Source organism: Nocardioides alkalitolerans DSM 16699, from assembly GCF_000426525.1.
Classification (GTDB): domain Bacteria; phylum Actinomycetota; class Actinomycetes; order Propionibacteriales; family Nocardioidaceae; genus Nocardioides; species Nocardioides alkalitolerans.
This window is the reverse complement of the sequence record NZ_KE384533.1, coordinates 452,229-471,102: the sequence shown is the minus strand read 5'-3', so window position 1 is coordinate 471,102 and position 18,874 is coordinate 452,229. Positions and strand designations below refer to the sequence as shown.

The following is an 18,874-nucleotide window of genomic DNA, read 5'->3' as shown; positions in this document are numbered from 1 at the left end:
GGTCGTGAGCGGGGGTCGACCGGACGTGGTGGTCGTCGACCACCACGACTCCTACACGCAGAACCTCGCGCACCTGGTGGCCGAGGTGACCGGCGAGCTGCCCCGGGTCGTCCAGCACGACGCGGTGACGGCGGCCGAGGTGCTCGCGCACTCCCACGTGGTGCTCTCGCCGGGGCCGGGGTCGCCCGTGCACCCGCGCGACTTCGCCATCGGTCGGGAGGTGCTGCGGGCCGCCACCCGTCCGGTGCTCGGCGTGTGCCTGGGGCTGCAGGGCCTCGTGGTGACGTACGGCGGCCGGGTCGGTCGCCGTACGCCCGCCCACGGCGACGTGGCCGCGATCGCGCACGACGGGCGCGGGGTCTTCGCCGGGCTGCCGCAGGGGTTCGCCGCGGTGCGCTACCACTCGCTGGCCGCGCTCGAGGTGCCCGACTGCCTCGAGGTGACGGCGACCTGCGCGGGGGAGCCGGGCGCGCCTGACGGAGAGGCCGTCGTCATGGGCGTGCGGCACCGGACCCTGCCGCTGGAGGCGGTGCAGTTCCACCCCGAGTCGGTGCTCAGCGAGCACGGGGCGCAGATGGTGGCGCGCTTCCTGGCGATGTGACGCGCGACGCGCGGGCGGTTTCGATCAAGAATCCCTCAACCCCGCCGATGGGGCCCTCGTGACCGTCTTCCTCCTCCGTTCACGCGCACTGCTGGCGCTCGTGGGCCTGCTCCTCGTCGCCCTCGTCGCGACGGGTCCGAGCGGCCCCGCGGTCGCCGCCGGCAGCGCCGTCGCCGGCACCGCCACGATCAGCGGCACCGTGACGGGCGCGGGCGGTGCGGTGGCCGACGTCGAGGTCACGGTGCTGCGCTACGACGCCTCGCTCGGCGACTACACGTGGTTCTCCTACGACTTCACGCGCAGCGACGGCACCTACCGGGTCGACGTCGAGACGCCCGGCCCGTTCCTGGTGCGCTTCGACGCGCCCGGCCACACCCCGGTCTTCCACGGCGGCGCCCGCACGCAGGCCGACGCCACGCCGGTGGAGGTCTCCGCCGGCGGCACGACCCGGATCGACATGCGGCTCGACGCCCTCTCCGCGGTCACCGGGAAGGTCACCGGACCGTCCGGCAGCCCGCTCGCGGGCGTGGTCGTCGCGGCGTACGAGGTCGGGGCGACCTCCTGGATCGACGTCAGCGAGACCGGCGCCGACGGCACCTACCGCCTCGGGCTCGCGGCGGGCTCCTACCTGTTGCGCTTCCACGACGAGCGGGGCGCGGCGGTGCACGCCACGCAGTGGTACGACGGGGGCGCGGGCGCCGCGACGATGGAGGGCGCCCGGCCGCTGACGGTGCGCACGAGCACCCCGGCGACCGTCGACGCGCGCCTCGCGCTCAAGCCCACCCTGCGCGGCAAGGTCGTCGACCAGACGGGCCGCGCGCTCGGTGACGTGTGGGTCGCGGCCCACGTGTACGACGCCGCCTCGGAGTCGTGGACGCAGGTCACCGGAGCGGCGACCGGCGCCGACGGCACCTGGACGATGGTCGCCGACCCCGGCACCTACCGGCTCTCGTTCGAGGGCCCCGTCGGCTACCCGTCGGCCTGGCACGGCGCCGGCTTCCTCGCCGGCGCGGTCGAGGACGCCCTCGACGTGCCGCTCGCCTCCGGCGCCACCGTCGTCGTCGACCTCGCGCTCGTGCCGAGCGGGTCGGTGAGCGGCACCGTCACGGGCGCCGGCACCGACGAGGGCGCCCGCAACGTGCGGTTCGTCGACGCCACCTCGGGCGCGGTCGTGCGCTCGCTGCAGGTCGGCGACGACGGCACGTACGCCGTGGACGGTCTGCCCGCCGGCCGCTACCGCGTCGAGTTCGCCCGCGTCGCCGGCGCCACCACCGACCGAGCCGCCCAGCGCTGGGCCGGCCTCGCCGAGCATGCGGGCCCCGCCGCCGCGACGGTCGTCGCGGTCACGGGCGGCTCGTCGACCACCGGCGTCGACGCCACCCTCGTCACGGGCGCCCGCCTGGGCGGCCGCGTGCTCGACGCCGACGGCGCCCCGCTCGTGGGTGCCGTGGTGGAGGCCTCGACCGCCGACGGCAGCCTCGTCGCCCGCCGCGGCGTCACCGGCGCCGACGGCCGGTTCGTGGTCGGCGGTCTCACCACCGGCGCCTACCGCCTCGTCGTCGACCTCACCTCGCAGCACGACGGACCGGCCTGGTTCGCCGGCGACTCCGTGCTGCGCTCGGTGGGCGACGCCACCATCCCCGTCACGCTCGGCGCGACCACGACGCTCCCCTCCGACCTCGTGTACGGCGAGCGCGGCGCCGAGCTCGTCAGCACCGCCCCGCCGGAGGTCCGCGGCGTCAGTCGCGTCGGCGCCGTCCTCACGGCGACCACGGGCACCTGGGAGGCCCCGGGCGGGTCGTCGTACGCCTACCAGTGGCTCGTCGGCGGGGCCCCCGTGCCCGGCGCGACGAACGCCGCCGTCGCGCTGCTGCCCGAGTGGAGCGGCCGCGAGGTCGCCGTCCGCGTGACCGCGACGCGCTCCGGCCACCTCCCGGGCACGGCCACCTCCGCCGCCCAGGTCGTCGCGCCCGGCGTCATCAGCACCCCGGTGCCCCGGGTCGCCGGCACCGCCGCGGTGGGCCAGCGGCTCGAGGGCGCGTACGGCGTCGCCGTCCCGAGCGGCCCCGGCCCGACGGTGCAGTGGTACCGCGACGGCGTCGCCATCCCCGGCGCCACCCGGTGGTTCCACCAGGCCGTGGCCGCCGACCTGGGCCGCCGGATCACGGTGCGCGCGACGTACGTGCGGACCGGCCACACGACGAAGGTCGTCGAGAGCGTGCCCACCGCCCCGGTCGCCAAGGCCACCCCGACCGTCACCGTCACCCCGGGCGTGACCGCCGACCGCGTCTACCTGCGGGTCACCGTGACCGCCACGGGCGTGGTGCCCAACGGACTGGTCGCCATCTACCGCGGCCGCTCCCGCATCGGCACCGCCCAGCTGGCGAACGGCACGCTGCTCACGAGCGTCCGCCTCACCGCGGGCTGGCACGAGCTGACCATCGCGTACGCCGGCAACGCCGTCACCGCGGGTCGCAACGTCACCGTGGCGGTCAAGGCGCGCTGAGGGTCGGCGTCCTCGGCGGTTGAGGAGCGAGCGCCCTCGGTGGTTGAGGAGCGAGCGCCAGCGAGCGTCTCGAAACCACGCAGCGCCGCCGGTGGTTGAGGAGCCGCGAGCCGCGTCTCGAAACCACGACCCGACATCGCCGGACACTGGCAGTACGTGGACCGCAGCGAGCGTGGCGCCCTACGGCCGCGAGGGCGTGTCGTGACCGGCGGCCGTGGGTAGCAGTGGCCCCATGACCTCCACCAGCCCCGAAGCGAGCCAGCCCCTCCTCGCCGTCGTGCTCCTCGACTCCCCGCTCGCGGGGATCGGTGAGCTGCTCACCGCGGCCCACCCGTCCCTCGCGCAGACGGTGCAGGCGCAGCCGGCCATCGGTGCGCTCCCCGTGATCTCGGTGCCGGTGAACGGCTTCGACGTGCGGTTCGCCGTGCAGCCGCCCGAGACCTCCGCCGAGTTCCGCCAGGCGGTGGCCGAGAGCCTGGTACGCCAGCGGGTCGAGCCCGTCGCGGCGACGCACGGCGGCACGGCGCTCGTGGCGACCACGGTGGCTGCCGGGGCCGACCCGATCGCGGCCCACCAGATCATCAGCAACTTCGCCGCCGGAATCCTCGACCGCGACGATGCCCGCGCTGTCTGGCTGCCGCACCAGGGCCAGGTCACGACCGACGTGCTGTTCGTCGGCGAGCTGTCCCGGAGGCCGGCGCACACCTGGTTCCGTGTGGTCGCGATGCAGCTCGATCCGGCGGCGGGCACCAGCCACGCCTTCACCGACGGTCTCGGTGCGCTCGGTGCGACCGACGTGCAGTGGTCCGGCAGCAGGCTCTCGCCTCAGGAGGCGTGGAACGTGCTGCGCACCGCCGTCGCCGACCTGCTCGAGGCCGGGACGCCGCCCGCACCGGGCGCCCGGATCAATCTGGACGGCGTGCCGCACACCCTCGTCCTCGGCACCGATCTCCTGCGGAGCACACCGGTGCTCGACGTGGTGGCCAGCCAGGCCTCGGGCCAGGGTCAGGCGCAGGACGAGAGGCAGGCGCCGGGCCCGACGAAGCGACGGTGGTTCGGCCGGGGCTGATCCCGAGCCGGGTCACCCTCGCCGGAGGTCCGACCGGCCGAGCGGCAGTACGGATGGTGGTTGAGCGAGCTGCGTCAACGGTGGTTGAGGAGCGAGCGCAAGCGAGCGTCTCGAAACCACGGCGCCGTACGTCGTGGTCGAGGAGTCGCCCGATCGGTGGTTGAGGAGCCGTGAGCGGAGCGTGCCGCGTCACCGGTGGTTGAGGAGCGAGCGCCAGCGAGTGTCTCGAAACCACGGCGTCGTACGTCGTGGCCGACGAGTCGGGATGCCGTCAACTGTCCGAAACTGTCCTGTGGATGACTCGCACACGTGTTCGAATCCGAGGTAAGATGGGGGTATGTCCCGTAGCCACCAGACCAGCCTCCTCGACACCGCTCCCGCGGTGCTCGACGGCGCCGCTGGCTGCCCCGACGGGCTGGTCGGCGCGGGTACGGCGCAGGGCTCCTCGGGTGCGGCGCAGGGCTCGTCGGGTGCGGTGCTCCGGGCGGCGCGGGCCGCGCAGCGTGACGCCGAGACCGCGCAGGTCCGGCTGTTGGAGTCGACCCTGGACTGGGTCGCGATGCACTCCGCGGATCACGTGGCCCGGCCGGGGCGGTTCCGTCCCGTCGTGCCGGTCGCCGGGGCGGGTGCGCCGCTGGTGGAGGACCTCGCGATCGACGAGCTGGTCGCGGTGCTGGGGATGTCGCCGGCCGCGGGTCGCGCGCACGTCGCGGCCGCGGTGGAGCTGCGATACCGCCTCCCACGGCTCTACGCCGCGGTGATCGCCGGGAGGGTGCCGGTGTGGCGGGCCCGGCGGGTCGCGGAGACGACCATGGCGCACACGGTCGAGGTCGCGGGGTTCGTGGACCGTCACGTCACCCCCGTCGCCGGCACGATCGGGGTCGCCCGCCTGGACGCGCTGGTGGAGGAGGCGATCTGGCGCACCGACCCCGACACCGCGGAACGGATCGCCCACGACGCCGAGCACGAGCTCGACGAACGCCGCCACGTGAGCATCGACCGCGACCAGGTCACCTACTCCGGCACGGTCGAGATCCGCGCCGAGGTCGACATGCTCGACGCCTACGACCTCGACGACGCCCTCACCCGACGCGCCGCCGCCTACAAGTCGCTCGGATCCACCGCCGCACTTGGCGCGCGACGGGCCGCCGCACTCGGTGACCTCGCCCGCGCCGACCTCACCCTCGATCTCATGACCGAGGCCGCGGAGGATGCAGGGGCTGGCGCCGACGGCACGACCGCGGCCGGCGGCGGCGCCGGTGCTGACGCGGAATCGGTCGGTGCCCTCACCCGCCGGGCGTCGGGCCGCCGAGGCGTGAACCTCTACCTCCACCTCACCCTCGACCAGCTCCACGGTTCGGCGGACGTCGGGATCGGTCGGGCCGAGCACCTGCGCGGTCCGGTCCCGGCCGAGCTGATCCGTGACTGGTGCGGCCGCCCGACCGTCGACCTGCGCGTGGTGCCGGTGATCGACCTGGCCGACCACGTCCACGTCGACGCCTACGAGATCCCCGACCGCATCACCGAACGCGTCGCCCTGCGCGACCACCACTGCGTGTTCCCCCACTGCACCCGCCCCGCCCGGCGCCTGGCCCCCGACCGGCACGCCACCGACTGCGACCACATCACCGCCTACGACCCCGGCGCCCCAGACTCACCCGGCAGCGCGACCTGCACCTGCAACCTCGCCCCGCTCTGCCGACGCCACCACCGCCTCAAGACCCACACCGGCTGGACCTACACGCCGATCACCCCCGGCACCTACGCCTGGACCAGCCCCCACGGCCACCACTGGATGCGCGACCACCACGGCACCCACGACCTCGACCCACCCAGCCCCCCAGAACCACCCGGCTGACCCACACCCACACACCCACCCCGCCAGCCCCGCGCCCCCCGTGCCCGGGGCCAACGGCGCGCCCGAACCCCCTCACCCCGTCAGGCGACCCGCTAGCGTCGAGGTGCACCGCCGTCCGCACGTCCCCCGACCCCCGGAGGCTCGCCATGTCCGCTCACGTCACCACCGTCGACACCGGGACGCGCCGCGTGTCCCGCCGCGTGGAGGTGCCCGCCTCGGCGTCCGCGATCTTCGACCTCGTCGCGAACCCCCACCGCCACCCCGAGCTCGACGGCTCGGGCACCGTGCGTGACCGTCCGGTGAAGGGTCCGCAGCGCCTCTCGAAGGGCGCGAAGTTCGGGGTCGGCATGAAGCAGTACGGCGTTCCGTACTCGATCACGTCGACGGTCACCGCCTTCGAGGAGAACCGCGTCGTCGAGTGGCAGCACCCGTTCGGCCACAAGTGGCGCTGGGAGCTCGACGAGCTGCGACCGGGCGTCACCCAGGTGACGGAGACCTTCGACTACAGCGACAGCAAGCTCGGCAAGGTCTTCGAGGCCACGAAGCAGACCGACAAGAACGCCGCAGGGATCACGGAGACACTCGAGGCCCTGGTCCGCCGCTTCGCCTGAGGGGCACGCCCTACCCTTCCCCCGTGCCCACCGCCCCGGACCCCCTCGACGAGTTCCGGGCGCTCGCGGCGTCGTACCCCCGCTGCGTCTGGCTCGACGGCGGCGGGGGCCGGGAGTGGTCGGGCCGCCGCTCGCTCCTGGCGGGGCTGAGCGACGACGACGTCTCGCTGTCCTACGACGCCTCGACCCGTGAGGTACGGCGCTGGGTCGGCGCCCCGGGCCGCTGGCGCTCACAGGTGGTCGGCGACGACGTGTTCGCGGTGCTCGAGCGCGAGCTCGCCGACGCGCCCGGTGCCCAGTGGTTCGGCTACCTCGGGTACGCCGCCCGTCCCGACCTGCCGGCGCTCGTCGACCCGGACGACCCGCTGCCGACGGCCGTGTGGATGCGCCCGAGCCGGGTCCGGGTGGTCGAGCACCCACCGGCGGACGCCGCCCCCGCGCCGCCGGGCGAGTCCGACGACACCGGGCCCGTCCCCGCGTCGTACGCCGAGGCTTTCGCCCGCGTCCAGGAGGCGCTCCACGCCGGCGACAGCTACGAGGTCAACCTCACCTACCGCCGCACCGTCACCAGCGACCGCCCGCCCGCCGAGGTCTACGCGCGGCTCCGGGCGGCGAGCCCCGCGCCGTACGCCGGGTTCCTCCAGCACGCGGTCGACGACGAGACGGGTCGCGCTCCCGCCTGGCTGCTGAGCGCCTCGCCGGAGCGCTACGCGCGCATCGAGCCCGGCCCCACCCCCGGCACCCGCACGATCACGGCCAAGCCGATGAAGGGCACGACGCCGCGCGGGGCGACGCCCGCCGACGACGAGGCGCTCCGACGCGCGCTGGTCGAGGACCCCAAGATCCGGGCCGAGAACCTGATGATCGTCGACCTGCTGCGCAACGACGTCGGCGCCGTCAGCCGCGCCGGCACCGTCCGGGTGCCGACGCTGATGACCACGGAGTCGTACGCCGCCGTGCACCAGCTCGTCTCCGTCGTCACCGGCGAGCTGCGCGCCGACGTCGGCACCGTCGAGGCGCTCCGCACCCTGTTCCCCGCCGGCTCGATGACGGGTGCGCCGAAGCTGCGCACCATGGAGGTCGTGGCCGCCGTCGAGGCCACGCCGCGGGGTGCGTACGCCGGGGCCTTCGGCTGGATCAGCGGCGACGGACGCGCCGACCTCGGCGTCGTGATCCGCAGCCTCACCAGCCCGGACGGGCGCACGTGGACCGTCGGCACCGGCGGCGGGGTCACCGTGCGCTCGGACCTCGCCGACGAGCACGCCGAGTCCCGCTGGAAGGTCGAGCGCCTCCTGCGCGCGCTCTGAGGCGGCTCAGTCGGTCGCCGCGGCGTTCGCGACGAGGGCGGTCAGCACGGTGGTGATGCTGGTCTGCAGGGCCGGCAGGTCGTACGGCGCGGGCACGCCCAGGTTCACCAGGTCGAACTGGCCGTCGTGGCTGACGATGCCGGTCATCAGCACGGCGTCCTCGCCGTCGTCGGTGACGATGCGCGCGGCCTCCGCGCCCTCGACGGGCACCTCGACGATCTCGACGCCCTCCTCGGCGTCGCCCAGCACGTCGTCGATCTGGATCTCCGCGAAGGCGGCGAACGTGGTGATGGTCAGCACCGGCACGTCGGCGCCGGGCTCCGTGTAGGAGCAGGCCCGGGCGGCGTCCGTGCCGTCGGCGGTCTCCTCGACGGTGAGGCCGACCAGGGCACCGACCTCCTCGGGGGTGAGCGCCTCGCAGGGGTCGGCCACCGCGCGACCGGCGGCGCTCGTGGCGCCCTCCGTCGGTGCGCCCGAGGCCCCGGGAGACCCGGCCGACGAGCTCGGGTCGTCCGTCGGGAAGGTGGTCAGCGACGAGGAGCCCTCGGGCAGCGCGCCGTCGTCCCCGCCGCAGGCCGCCAGCGCCGTCGCGCCGGCGACGACCAGCGCGGCGGCCGCGAGGGCGTCCCGCCCCCGTCGACCGCCGCGCCGTCGTACGTCACTCGTCCAGGTCACCGCTCCATCATGACGCGTCGCTGCCCATGGTCATCGTCGTGGTCTCCTCGCTGCCGTCCCGCACGTAGGTCACCTCGACCTCCTCGTCCGGCTCGAACGCGAGCACCGCGGTGATGAGGGCGTCGGAGCTGTTGACCCGCACCCCGCCCACGTCGGTGATCAGGTCGCCGCGCTCGAGGCCGGCCGCCGCGGCCGCCCCGTCGCTGTTCACGAACGTGAGCTCCGCGGCGCCGTCGACGACGTCGTCGATCACGGCCGTCTCGGCGTTGACGCCGATCGCGGCGTGCTCCGGCTCGTCGCCGGCCCGCAGCTGCTCGATGACGTAGAGCACGTCGTCGATCGGGATGGCGTAGCTGATGCCGATGAACCCCGGCGACGACGGGCCGTCGGCGCCGCGGGCGAGCTCGATCGCGCCGTTGATGCCGATCACCTCGCCGCGCAGGTTCACCAGCGGGCCGCCCGAGTTGCCCGAGTTCACCGCCGCGTCGGTCTGGATGGCCGGGTAGGCCACGAGGCCCTCCGGCAGGTCGAGCACGAACGGGCGGCGCAGGGCGCTGACGATGCCGGCCGTGACGGTCGACTGCAGCCCGTACGGCGCACCGATCGCCACGACGGCCTGGCCGACCTCGGTGGTGTCGGAGGAGCCCAGCGAGGCGACCACCAGGTTGTCCGGGCCCCCGTCGGTGATCTGGAGGAGCGCGACGTCGAGCAGCGGGTCGCTGCCGACGATCTCGGCCTCGCCGATCGTGCCGTCGGAGAAGGTGAGCGTCACGTCGGTGCCCTCCGCCGTGCCGGCGATGACGTGGTCGTTCGTGATGATCTCGCCGTCGTCGGAGATCACGAAGCCCGAGCCCTGCGAGTAGCCGCCGTCGACGGGCGCGTTGATCTGGACCACCGCCGGCAGCACCGCGTTCGAGATGTCGTTGACCGACACGAGGTCGAGCGGGTCGATGGAGCCCGTGTCGATCGAGTCGGCGTCGATCCGCGTGTCGCCGCCGCTCCCGCCCTCGTCGGACGACGACGAGAACAGGTCGCCGTCGTCGTCGATGATCGCCGAGTAGCCGGCCGCGCCCCCGACACCGCCGAGCACGCCGAGCACCAGGGCCCCCACGAGCAGGCCCGCACCGCGGTTCTCGCCGCGGGGGCGTCGGGGGGAACGCGGAGCCGAGGGGGGTTGGCCGCCGCCGGGCGTCGAGGGGTACGCCGCGCCGGGTGCGGCGCCGTACTGCTGGCCGTAGGGCTGGCCGTAGCCCTGCTGGTCCGCCTGCCCCGGCTGCCCGTAGGGCTGCTGGCCGTACGGCGCCTGGCCCGGGCCGTAGGGCTGGCTGCCGCGGACGCCGGCGGCCGGGGGCCGGTTGCCGCCCTGCGCCGGCCGGCGCGCGCCCGGCTGGCTGCCGGACGGGGGAGGGGTCACACGACGAGCCTGGGTGTGCTCGGTCGGTGGCTGGTGCGGCTCGGGGCCGCCCGAGGAGGGCGGCGTGCCGGGACGCTGCGGGGGCTGTTCGCTCATGGGCGAGATCCTTACCCCGCAGGAGGGCTCCCGGCACCTCCCTCCGGCCACGATTTTTCGCCCGCCTTCTCGCCCGGGACGCTCACGGGCTGCGGGCCGGTGTCACCGGACCGCTGACGCCGGGTGCGGCCGGTGGGCGCGGGCTCCGGCTCGGGCGCCGGCACGGCGTCGGGGTGCACCGGCGAGCCGGGCAGCATCATCGTGATCCGGGCGCCCCCGGAGGGCGACGACCCGGCCCGCACCTCGCCGGCGTGACGCTCCGCCACCTGCCGCACGATCGAGAGCCCGAGGCCCGACCCGGCCATGGCGCGGGACTCGGTGGAGCGGAAGAAGCGGTCGAACACCAGGGGACGGTCGGCCTCGGCGATGCCGGGGCCCTCGTCGTCGACCGTGAGGATCCCGTTGGCCAGGGTGGCGACCACGCGACCCTCGGGCGGGCTCCACTTGGCGGCGTTGTCGAGCAGGTTGGTGATGGCCCGCTCGAGCGAGTGGGCCTCGCCGGTGAGCCACCACGGGGCGGCGCGCACCTCGAACCGCACCGACGGCGCCCGCAGGCGCACGCGTGCGACCGACCGGTCGAGCACCTCGACCAGCGAGACCGGCTCGACGACGCGGCGCAGCGGCTCGTCGCGGGCCAGCTCGACGAGGTCGCCCACCAGGGTGCTGAGCTCGACGATCTGTGCCCGCACGTCGTCGATGAGCTCGCGGCGCATCTGGGGCGGCAGGCGCTCGTCGTCGGCGTCCTCCACCTGGGCGAGGAGGTCGAGGTTGGTGCGCAGCGACGTGAGCGGCGTCTTCAGCTCGTGGCTCGCGTCGGCGACCAGCTGGCGCTGCCGGTCGCGCGAGGCCCCGATGGCGGTGAGCATCTGGTTGAAGGCGCTCGCGAGGCGGGCGATCTCGTCGTCGCCCTCGATGCGGAGCGGGGTCAGGTCCTCGGTGCGGGCGATCTCCTCGACCGCGTCGGTGAGGCGGCGCACGGGTCGCAGGCCGTTGCGGGCCACCACCGTGCCCGCCACGCCGGCGAGCGCCACACCCGTGCCGCCGAAGAGCAGCATCACGAGGCCGAGCTTGCCGAGGAAGCTCTGCTGCGACGCGGTCTCCTGGGCGAGGAGGAAGGCGGAGCCGCTCCGGTAGGGCACCGTCGCCATCCGGTAGGTGTCGCCGTCGATCGTCACGGTGCGGAGCACGCCCTGGCTGAGGCCCCGGGCCACCTGCAGCTCGTCGTCGCCGTACGGGAGGCCGGACTGCCCCTCGATCGTCTGCATCGACCCGTCGGCGCCGAGCACGGCGAGCCGGATGTCGCTGCTGGCCAGCAGGTTGCCCTGCACCACGAACACACCGCTCGGCGCCTGCTCGTCCGCGGCCTGGGCGGTGGTGCGGGCCCGCTCGACGAGCTGCTCGTCCATCGTCTGCTGCATCTGCACGCGCACCACGAGGTAGACGCTGAGCGAGAGCAGCGCGACGGTGGCGCCGACGGCGATGGTGGTCAGCAGCGTGACGCGGCTGGCCAGCGAGCGGCGGTAGTGCCAGCGCGCCGAGCCGTAGCCCCGGGTCGGTCGCGGCCGCGTCGGGACGGGTGGCAGCCCCGCGCTCATGCTTCCTTGAGCACGTAGCCCACGCCCCGCACCGTGTGGATGAGGCGGGGCTCGCCCTCGGCCTCGGTCTTGCGGCGCAGGTAGCCGACGTACACCTCGAGCGAGTTCGCGGTGGTCGGGAAGTCGTAGCCCCAGACCTCCTCGAGGATGAACGCGCGCTCCAGCACCCGCCGAGGCCGCCGCAGGAACATCTCCAGCAGCGTGAACTCCGTGCGGGTCAGCTCGATCGCCCGCTCGCCGCGGCGCACGTCGCGCGAGGCGAGGTCCATCGTCAGGTCGGCGAAGCCGAGGGTCTCGTCGGGGACCTCGCTCGGCACGACCCGCCGCAGCAGCGCGCGCACGCGGGCCAGCAGCTCCTCCAGCGCGAAGGGCTTCGTGAGGTAGTCGTCGGCGCCGGCGTCGAGGCCCTCGACCCGGTCGCCGACCGCGTCGCGCGCCGTCAGCACGAGGATCGGCACGTCGTTGCCGGCCGCCCGCAGGGCGCGCGTGGTCTCGAGCCCGTCGAGGCGCGGCATCATCACGTCCATCACCACGACGTCGGGCGCGGCGGACGCGATGGTCGCCAACGCCTCGGCGCCGTCGGAGGCGGTGGCGACGACGTACCCGTTGAACTCCAGCGATCGACGCAGCGAGTCACGGACGGCGCGGTCGTCGTCGACGACGAGCACGCGAGATCCCTTGGTGTCCGGCACCCGACGAGTATGACGAACCCGCCTGAGGTCGCGCTGAGATTCAGGCGTACGACGCCGCGACGGCCGCCGCGCGGGCGCCGTACCCGCCGCCGAACAGCGCCGCGTGCACCAGCAGCGGGAAGAGCTGGTGGAGACCGGCGCGGTCCTGCCAGTCGTCGGCCAGGGGGCGGCCGAGGTCCTCGCTCGCGGCGACGTAGGCGTCGAGCAGCACGGGCAGGTGGGGCAGGCCGAAGAGGGCGAGCATCGCGAGGTCCATCTCGCGGTGGCCGCCGTAGGCCGCCGGGTCGATGACGTGCACCGAGCCGCCCACGCCCCACAGCACGTTGCCGTTCCAGAGGTCGCCGTGGAGGCGGGAGGCCGGCTCGGTCGGCAGCAGCTCGGGGAGCCGGGCCAGGAGCCGCTCGACCGCGGCCGCCTCGTGGGGCTCGACGGCGTCGCGGTCGCGGGCGAGCTTGAGGTAGGGCAGCACGCGGCGCACGGCGAAGAACTCGGGCCAGGTGGTGCCCTCGGGGGCCGTGCAGGGCAGGGGGAGCCGACCGATGAAGCCGTCCTCGGCCGCGCCGACCGTCGCGGGGGCGGCGTGGGTGTGGGCGAGGGCGTGACCGAGCGCGCCGGCGGCGTCGGCCGACGGGCGGCCCGGGTCGATCCAGCGCAGGAGCAGGCAGTCGGGGGCGGCGGCCAGCACCTCGGGCACGGCCGCGCCGTCGGGGGCCTCCGCGAGCCAGGCGAGGCCGCGGGCCTCGGCCTCGAAGAAGCCCGCGGGCGCACCGGGGTGGGTCTTCATGAGGGCGTTGCGGCCGTCGGCGAGGCGCAGGCGCGTGGCGGTGGACGTGTCGCCGCCGGCCACGGGGGAGGTGGCCGCGACGGCGGTCCCGAGCAGGGACTCGGCACGCCGGGCGAGCAGGGGCTGTCGCGTCATCGTGCGCCCCCGGCCGCCGGTGCCGCCGGTGCGACCGCGGCCAGCGCGTCGACGAGCGCGTCGGCGGTGCGCTCGACGACGGCGAGCGTCGTCGTGAACCCGTCCGCGCCGCCGTAGTAGGGGTCGTCCACGTCGCCCGGGCCCTCGGGGTCGAAGGCGCGGAAGAGGAGGAGGCGGTCGTCCGGGGCGCCGAGGTCGCGGAGGTCGGCGAGGTTCTGGGTGTCCATCGCCAGCACGAGGTCGAGCGCGTCCAGGTCGCCGGCGGTGACCTGGCGGCCGCGGTGGCGGCTGGCGTCGTACCCCGCCTGCGTCAGCACGTGGGCGGAGCGCTCGTCCATCGGCTTGCCGACGTGCCAGCCCGCGGTGCCGGCCGAGACGACCTCGACGTCGAGGCCGGCCGCGGCGACGCGGTCGGCCAGCACGACGTGGGCGATCGGCGAGCGGCAGATGTTGCCGAGGCAGACCACCGCCACCCGGTACGGCGCCGGGCCCCTGCCGGCCGGCGCGGTCGTCACCGCACCTCGGAGTCGGTGACGGCCTCGACGGTCCAGGTGACGAGCGTGATGACCACGGAGGCGCCGAGGGCGGTCCAGAAGCCGTTCACCTCGAAGCCGATGCCGAGCTGGTCGGCGGCCCACCCGGTGAGCAGGAACATGAGGGCGTTGACGACGAAGAGGAAGAGCCCGAGCGTCAGCAGGATCAGCGGCAGCGACAGCAGGTTGACGATCGGTCGCACGAACGCGGTGACCACCGAGAAGATCAGCGCCACGCCCAGGAGGGGGAGGATCTTGTCCTCGATCTCGGCCTGACCGGAGGTCGCGCCCTCGAAGGAGATGCCCTCGAACAACCACGCCGCGACGGCGATGCCGAGGGCGTTGACCAGCGTCCACACCACGAACTTCACGAGCCGATCGTAGGCAGACAGGTCCAGGCCGGGCAGCCGTTCGGACGAACGCCGGCGCCTCAGCGCACGCCGAGCGCCGCGAGGATGTCGTCCTCCGCGTGCGCCAGGTGGTGCTCGATGTCGGCCACCGCGGCGTCGATGTCGCCCGAGTCGAGGATCGCCACCAGCGACCCGTGCGAGTCGGCCTGGTCGTGCGCGTTGCGCTCGACGCGGTCGATCTGGGCCAGCACCAGCTTGAGCTCCGCGACGAGCGAGCGGGCCATCGCGACGAGGCGCGGCGAGCCCGCGAGGCCGACGAGGGAGACGTGGATCGCGAGGTGGGTCTCGTTGAGCTCGGCGTACGACGCCCCGCGCGCGACGGCGGCGGTGTAGGCGGCCACGGCGTCGCGCACCGCCTGCCGCTCGGGCTCCGCGGCGGTGCCCCAGCGCCGTACGCCCGCCACCTCGAGCACGAGGCGGGCCTGGCAGACGTCGCGCACCGACTCGGGGTCGGGCACGGCCACCGCCACGCCGCGGTTGGGCTCCCGGACGGCGATGCCCTCGGCCACCAGGACCCCCAGCGCCTCGCGCACGGTCGACCGGGCGACGCCCAGCGAGGCGGCCAGCGCCATCTCCCGCAGGGGGGTGCCGGACTCGAGCTCGCCGTCGAAGACCGCCCGGCGCAGCTCGTCGGCGACGCGGGCCACCGTCGAGGTGACCTCGACGCTGAGGCTCGCGTAGGGATCGGGCACGGGTCGCATTGTGCCCGCCGCGCGCCGACTTGGGTGTGGGCGGGTCGGGGTGGCACACTCGCGCCTGGTCGGATTGTCGGACAATCAGTGACGCAGGTCTCGGACGGTCACCACGAGCAGAGCGGGAGGCGCCATGCGCAAGGAGTCAGCCATCGAGGTCATCGACGGGGCCCACGACGGAGCCGTCGGCGGGTCCGCCGTGCTCGCCCCGCATCCCGAGGCCGCCCCGGCGGAGCTGCCGTGGGGCCGCGAGTACCTCACGGTGAGCCCCGACCACTTTCGCGTCGAGTACGTCATCAACCCGTTCATGGACCCGGCCACCCAGCCGGACCCCGAGCGCACCCGCGAGCAGTGGCACGGCCTCGTCGCCGCCCTGCGCGGCGCCGGCGCCCGCGTCGACGTGCTCCGCCAGCGCCTCGACAGCCCCGACATGGTCTACGCGATGAACCTCGGGCTCCCCGTCACGCGGGCCGACGGCGAGCGCCACCTGCTCGCCTCCCACATGCGCTACCCCCAGCGCCGCAACGAGACGGCCAGCGCCGTCGTCTGGGCCGCCGACCGCGGCCGCACCACGTCGTACGTCGGTCGCGACGGCGTCGGCGCGCACTTCGAGGCCGGCGACGCGTTCGCCTTCGGCGGCGTGCTCGTGACCGGCTTCGGCCCGCGCACGGAGGAGGCGGCACTGCCGCTCGTGGCGGCCGACCTCGACGCGCGCGTGCTCGGCGTGCGCATCACGCACCCCGGCATGTACCACCTCGACCTCGGCTTCTGCCCCCTCGACGAGCGCCGCGCGATGGTCTGCCCGGCCGCGTTCGACGACGCCTCCGCGCGGGCCCTGCTCGACCTCGTGCCCGACCCGCTCGTGCTGAGCGAGGAGGAGGCGCTGACGTTCTGCGCCAACTCCGTGGTCGTCGGCAAGCGGGTGCTCATGCCGGCGTGCCCGCCCCGCGTGCGGGCCCAGCTGGAGGAGTGGGGCTTCGAGGTCGTGCTCGTCGACGTCTCGGAGTTCCACAAGGGCGGCGGCTCGATCCGCTGCCTGACGAATCCGCTCGACGTGCAGGTCGGCCGCGACCTCGACCTCGTGCCCGGCGGCGACGTCGTGCTGCCGGCCTGAGGATCCTGGCGGCCTGAGGATCCTGGCGGTCCGGGGACCGGCGACCCGTTCCTCAGGACGGGCTGGGCTGGGCCCCGCGCCAGGTGGTGCTCGTCGCGGCGGCGGTGACGGCGGCGGTCAGCGCCTCCTCCGGGGTGCGGCCGGCGGCCAGGCCGGCCGCCAGGGTGCCCGCGAAGGTGTCGCCCGCGCCGGTGGTGTCGACGGGGTCGACCGTCGGCGGCCGGGCGGACGCCTCGCCCCAGCGGGCCCCGGCGGCGCCGAGCGTCGTGCAGACCCGGGGATCCGCCTGGTCGAGCCCGAGCGCCCCGGCCTCGCCCTCGTTGACCACGAGCAGGTCGATCTCCGCCAGCACCGCGACGAGCGCGGGCGACGGGTCGTGCGGCACCGGCGAGGGATTGAGCAGCACGCGTACGCCGGCCGCACGGGCCAGGCGGGCCGCGGCCACGACGGCGGCGTCCGGCACCTCGAGCTGCAGCAGCAGGACGTCGGCGGCCTCGATCGCGGCCCGGGCCGACGTGACGAGCGCGGCGTCGACGGCGCCGTTCGAGCCCGGCGCCACGACGATGCTGTTCTCGCCCGACGGGTCGACCAGGATCACGGCGCTGCCGGTCGGGTGGTCGGCGGAGACGGCCACGTGCGCGCGGCCGATGCCCCAGTCGTCGAGGCGGGCGACGTAGTCCCGGCCGTCGGCGTCGTCGCCGACGCACCCCACGACCGTCACGGAGGCGCCGGCGCGCCGGGCCGCCACGGCCTGGTTCGCGCCCTTGCCGCCGTGCGCGCGACGGGACGACTGTGCGGTGAGGGTCTCGCCCGGTGCGGGCAGGTGGTGAAGCCGCTGGACGGTGTCGACGTTGAGCGACCCGACCACGACGACGCGGCCGCCGCCCGGCGCGGCCGGACGGGGTCGAGGTGCTGCCTGCTCCACGGTTGCTCCTCGTGCTCGTCGTGCGGGTGGCGCCGGTCGGTGGGTCCCCGAGTCTTCCACCCGATCGGTAGGTTCACGCGCATGGCCGGGAGCAGGTGTCGCGCGTGGTGAGCTTCGGCGGCCCGGGCGTGATGGTGCTCGGGGCGCTGGTCGCCGGTGCCCTCGCGCTGCTGCTGGCGGCGGCGCTGCGGCGCAGCACGGGTGCGGTCTTCGCGGTCGCGCTCGCGGGGCTGCTGTGGTCGCTCGTGGTCGTCGCGCTGGTCACCCTCGTGCCCGCGACCGGTGCGCCGGGAGTCGTCTACGCCGAGGGCCGCCTCGAGTACTGCTCCACCGACATCGGCGGCCCCGCCCCCGACGGGTTCTGGATCTTCGACGGCGGCCAGCGCCTGCTCAACACCGCCCTGTTCGTGCCGGCCGGCTTCTTCGGCGCCCTCGCCGCCTGCCGGTGGCGCTCGGCGTGGACGCTCGTGCCGCTCGGCGTGCTCGGCCTCGCCGCCTACTCGGGCCTCATCGAGTGGATCCAGCTCGAGGCCGCCCGCCTCGACCGCGCCTGCGACGTGACCGACGTGGTCGACAACGTCACCGGCGCCGTGGTCGGCGCGGTCCTCGGCGTGCTCGTCGCGCTCGCGCTGCGCCCCTGGCGCGCCCGCAGCGACGCCCGCCCCGACGCCCGACCCGACGCCTCCTGGTGACCGGCTCCATGCCCTAGCCTGCGGTGGCATGACCGCACCCCGTCCGGACGCCCCGCAGGCGCCCACCCCCCGGAGCACCGTGCTGGCGATCCCGGCCTACGTGCCCGGCAAGCCGCCCGTCGACCGCCCCGGCGTCACGTCGTACAAGCTCTCGTCGAACGAGAACCCGTTCCCCCCGCTGCCCGGTGTGCTCGAGGCGGCGCACGAGGCGGCGACGCACATGAACCGCTACCCCGACATGGGCAGCACGGCGCTGTACGCCGCCCTCGCGGCCGAGCTGCGCGTGCCCGGAGACCACCTCGCGGCGGCGACCGGCTCGGTCGGCCTGCTCTACCAGGTGCTCGCGGCGTTCTGCGACCCCGGCGACGAGGTCGTGCACGCCTGGCGCTCGTTCGAGGCCTACCCGATCGCGGTGACGGCGTCCGGCGCGGTCGGCGTGCCGGTGCCGCTGGGGCCCGGGGCCCGCCACGACCTCGACGCGATGGCGGCGGCGATCACCGACCGCACCAAGGTCGTCGTGGTCTGCACGCCCAACAACCCCACCGGCCCGGCCGTGGGCCAGGCCGAGCTCGACGCCTTCCTGGCGAAGGTGCCGCCCCACGTGCTCGTGGTGGTCGACGAGGCCTACCTCGAGTTCGTGCGGATGGCCGACCCCGTCGACGGCGTCGCGACCTACCGGCGCCACACCAACGTCATGCTCACCCGCACCTTCTCGAAGGCCTACGGGCTCGCCGGCTTCCGCGTCGGGTACGCCGTCGCCCCGCCCGCGATCGCCGGCGCCCTGCGGGCGGTCTCGCTGCCCTTCGGCGTCTCCGCGGTCGCGCAGGCCGCGGCGATCGCGTCGCTCGCCGCGAAGGCCGAGCTGCTCGAGCGGGTCGAGCAGCTCGTCGTACGCCGCGAGCACGTCACCGCCACGCTCGCCGCCCAGGGCTGGGAGGTGCCCGACGCCCAGGGCAACTTCGTCTGGTTCCCGTTCCCCGGCGACCCCGAGCGGGCCGTCGCCTTCGCCGCCGCCCTCGACGCGGCCGGCCTCGTGGGCCGCCCGTTCGCCGGCGACGGCGTGCGCGTCAGCGTCGGCGAGGCCGAGGCGTGCGAGCGGCTGCTGGGGGTGACCGCGGGGCTGGTGCGCTGAGGCGCACCCGTCCACGGCACGGCCCGCGTTACC

The 18,874-nt window shown here is 75.1% G+C and carries 18 protein-coding genes; 9 read left to right on the top strand and 9 right to left on the bottom strand.

From position 1 onward, the window contains the following. The first annotated feature begins 4 nt into the window (after positions 1-4). The 6 genes from K329_RS0119055 (at position 5) to K329_RS0119030 (ending at position 7,952) form a co-directional block, all read left to right on the top strand. Positions 5-601, top strand: a complete 597-nt coding sequence (locus K329_RS0119055) for an anthranilate synthase component II (protein ID WP_028474294.1) — start codon at positions 5-7, stop codon at positions 599-601. Between the two features lie 58 nt (positions 602-659). After that, complete coding sequence (locus tag K329_RS0119050) at positions 660-3,107, top strand: carboxypeptidase regulatory-like domain-containing protein (RefSeq protein WP_028474293.1); 2,448 nt, start codon at positions 660-662, stop codon at positions 3,105-3,107. A 232-nt stretch (positions 3,108-3,339) separates the two neighbouring features. Next, the gene (locus K329_RS0119045; RefSeq protein WP_028474292.1) at positions 3,340-4,176 is read left to right on the top strand and encodes a hypothetical protein; all 837 of its coding nucleotides are present in this window, start codon (positions 3,340-3,342) and stop codon (positions 4,174-4,176) included. Between the two features lie 337 nt (positions 4,177-4,513). Continuing rightward, positions 4,514-6,034, top strand: coding sequence for an HNH endonuclease signature motif containing protein (locus K329_RS0119040; protein ID WP_028474291.1), 1,521 nt, complete (start codon positions 4,514-4,516; stop codon positions 6,032-6,034). A gap of 146 nt (positions 6,035-6,180) precedes the next feature. After that, positions 6,181-6,645, top strand: coding sequence for an SRPBCC family protein (locus K329_RS0119035; RefSeq protein ID WP_028474290.1), 465 nt, complete (start codon positions 6,181-6,183; stop codon positions 6,643-6,645). Positions 6,646-6,668: 23 nt separating this feature from the next. After that, the gene (locus K329_RS0119030) at positions 6,669-7,952 is read left to right on the top strand and encodes an anthranilate synthase component I family protein (RefSeq protein ID WP_043644232.1); all 1,284 of its coding nucleotides are present in this window, start codon (positions 6,669-6,671) and stop codon (positions 7,950-7,952) included. A 6-nt stretch (positions 7,953-7,958) separates the two neighbouring features. Here the strand turns inward: K329_RS0119030 and K329_RS0119025 are convergent, their stop codons facing one another. Genes K329_RS0119025 through K329_RS0118990 form a run of 8 tightly spaced genes read right to left on the bottom strand, consistent with a single transcriptional unit; the run spans position 7,959 to position 14,978 of the window. Beyond that, positions 7,959-8,627 (bottom strand): DUF3558 family protein, encoded by a 669-nt coding sequence (locus tag K329_RS0119025; RefSeq protein ID WP_028474288.1) that lies wholly within the window; start codon positions 8,625-8,627, stop codon positions 7,959-7,961. Positions 8,628-8,634: 7 nt separating this feature from the next. Beyond that, positions 8,635-10,137, bottom strand: coding sequence for a S1C family serine protease (locus K329_RS28050; protein WP_084541442.1), 1,503 nt, complete (start codon positions 10,135-10,137; stop codon positions 8,635-8,637). An 11-nt stretch (positions 10,138-10,148) separates the two neighbouring features. Beyond that, the gene (locus K329_RS28045) at positions 10,149-11,732 is read right to left on the bottom strand and encodes a sensor histidine kinase (protein WP_084541441.1); all 1,584 of its coding nucleotides are present in this window, start codon (positions 11,730-11,732) and stop codon (positions 10,149-10,151) included. Continuing rightward, the gene (locus K329_RS0119010) at positions 11,729-12,424 is read right to left on the bottom strand and encodes a response regulator transcription factor (RefSeq protein WP_043644230.1); all 696 of its coding nucleotides are present in this window, start codon (positions 12,422-12,424) and stop codon (positions 11,729-11,731) included. Before K329_RS0119010 ends, K329_RS28045 begins: the two co-directional genes overlap by 4 nt. 40 nt (positions 12,425-12,464) lie before the next feature. Next, positions 12,465-13,343 (bottom strand): fructosamine kinase family protein, encoded by an 879-nt coding sequence (locus tag K329_RS0119005; RefSeq protein WP_028474286.1) that lies wholly within the window; start codon positions 13,341-13,343, stop codon positions 12,465-12,467. Beyond that, on the bottom strand, positions 13,340-13,858 hold the full coding sequence (locus K329_RS28040; RefSeq protein ID WP_043644228.1) for a low molecular weight protein-tyrosine-phosphatase: 519 nt from the start codon (positions 13,856-13,858) through the stop codon (positions 13,340-13,342). The genes K329_RS0119005 and K329_RS28040 overlap by 4 nt, the downstream gene beginning before the upstream one ends. Next, the gene (locus K329_RS0118995) at positions 13,855-14,247 is read right to left on the bottom strand and encodes a phage holin family protein (protein WP_028474285.1); all 393 of its coding nucleotides are present in this window, start codon (positions 14,245-14,247) and stop codon (positions 13,855-13,857) included. The genes K329_RS28040 and K329_RS0118995 overlap by 4 nt, the downstream gene beginning before the upstream one ends. 59 nt (positions 14,248-14,306) lie before the next feature. Next, complete coding sequence (locus tag K329_RS0118990; RefSeq protein WP_245596606.1) at positions 14,307-14,978, bottom strand: GntR family transcriptional regulator; 672 nt, start codon at positions 14,976-14,978, stop codon at positions 14,307-14,309. 133 nt (positions 14,979-15,111) lie between these two features. Between K329_RS0118990 and K329_RS0118985 the strand changes: the two genes are divergently transcribed. Continuing rightward, the gene (locus K329_RS0118985; protein ID WP_084541440.1) at positions 15,112-16,092 is read left to right on the top strand and encodes a dimethylarginine dimethylaminohydrolase family protein; all 981 of its coding nucleotides are present in this window, start codon (positions 15,112-15,114) and stop codon (positions 16,090-16,092) included. A 52-nt stretch (positions 16,093-16,144) separates the two neighbouring features. Here K329_RS0118985 and K329_RS0118980 read toward each other — a convergent pair whose 3' ends face one another. Next, positions 16,145-17,017, bottom strand: a complete 873-nt coding sequence (locus tag K329_RS0118980) for a ribokinase (RefSeq protein ID WP_028474282.1) — start codon at positions 17,015-17,017, stop codon at positions 16,145-16,147. A 104-nt stretch (positions 17,018-17,121) separates the two neighbouring features. On the opposite strand from K329_RS0118980, the gene K329_RS0118975 reads away from it, so the two are divergent. Both K329_RS0118975 and K329_RS0118970 read left to right on the top strand, forming a co-directional pair. Beyond that, complete coding sequence (locus K329_RS0118975) at positions 17,122-17,709, top strand: VanZ family protein (RefSeq protein ID WP_028474281.1); 588 nt, start codon at positions 17,122-17,124, stop codon at positions 17,707-17,709. Between the two features lie 28 nt (positions 17,710-17,737). After that, on the top strand, positions 17,738-18,841 hold the full coding sequence (locus K329_RS0118970) for a histidinol-phosphate transaminase (protein WP_028474280.1): 1,104 nt from the start codon (positions 17,738-17,740) through the stop codon (positions 18,839-18,841). Positions 18,842-18,874 lie beyond the last annotated feature (33 nt).

Bases quoted from the DNA above. Each gene is read 5' to 3' on its own strand.
- K329_RS0119045 (WP_028474292.1), top strand. From the start codon at position 3,340: ATGACCTCCACCAGCCCCGAAGCGAGCCAGCCCCTCCTCGCCGTCGTG.
- K329_RS0119040 (WP_028474291.1), top strand. From the start codon at position 4,514: ATGTCCCGTAGCCACCAGACCAGCCTCCTCGACACCGCTCCCGCGGTG.
- K329_RS0119035 (WP_028474290.1), top strand. From the start codon at position 6,181: ATGTCCGCTCACGTCACCACCGTCGACACCGGGACGCGCCGCGTGTCC.
- K329_RS28050 (WP_084541442.1), bottom strand. From the start codon at position 10,137: ATGAGCGAACAGCCCCCGCAGCGTCCCGGCACGCCGCCCTCCTCGGGC.
- K329_RS28045 (WP_084541441.1), bottom strand. From the start codon at position 11,732: ATGAGCGCGGGGCTGCCACCCGTCCCGACGCGGCCGCGACCGACCCGG.
- K329_RS0119005 (WP_028474286.1), bottom strand. From the start codon at position 13,343: ATGACGCGACAGCCCCTGCTCGCCCGGCGTGCCGAGTCCCTGCTCGGG.
- K329_RS0118985 (WP_084541440.1), top strand. From the start codon at position 15,112: ATGCGCAAGGAGTCAGCCATCGAGGTCATCGACGGGGCCCACGACGGA.
- K329_RS0118970 (WP_028474280.1), top strand. From the start codon at position 17,738: ATGACCGCACCCCGTCCGGACGCCCCGCAGGCGCCCACCCCCCGGAGC.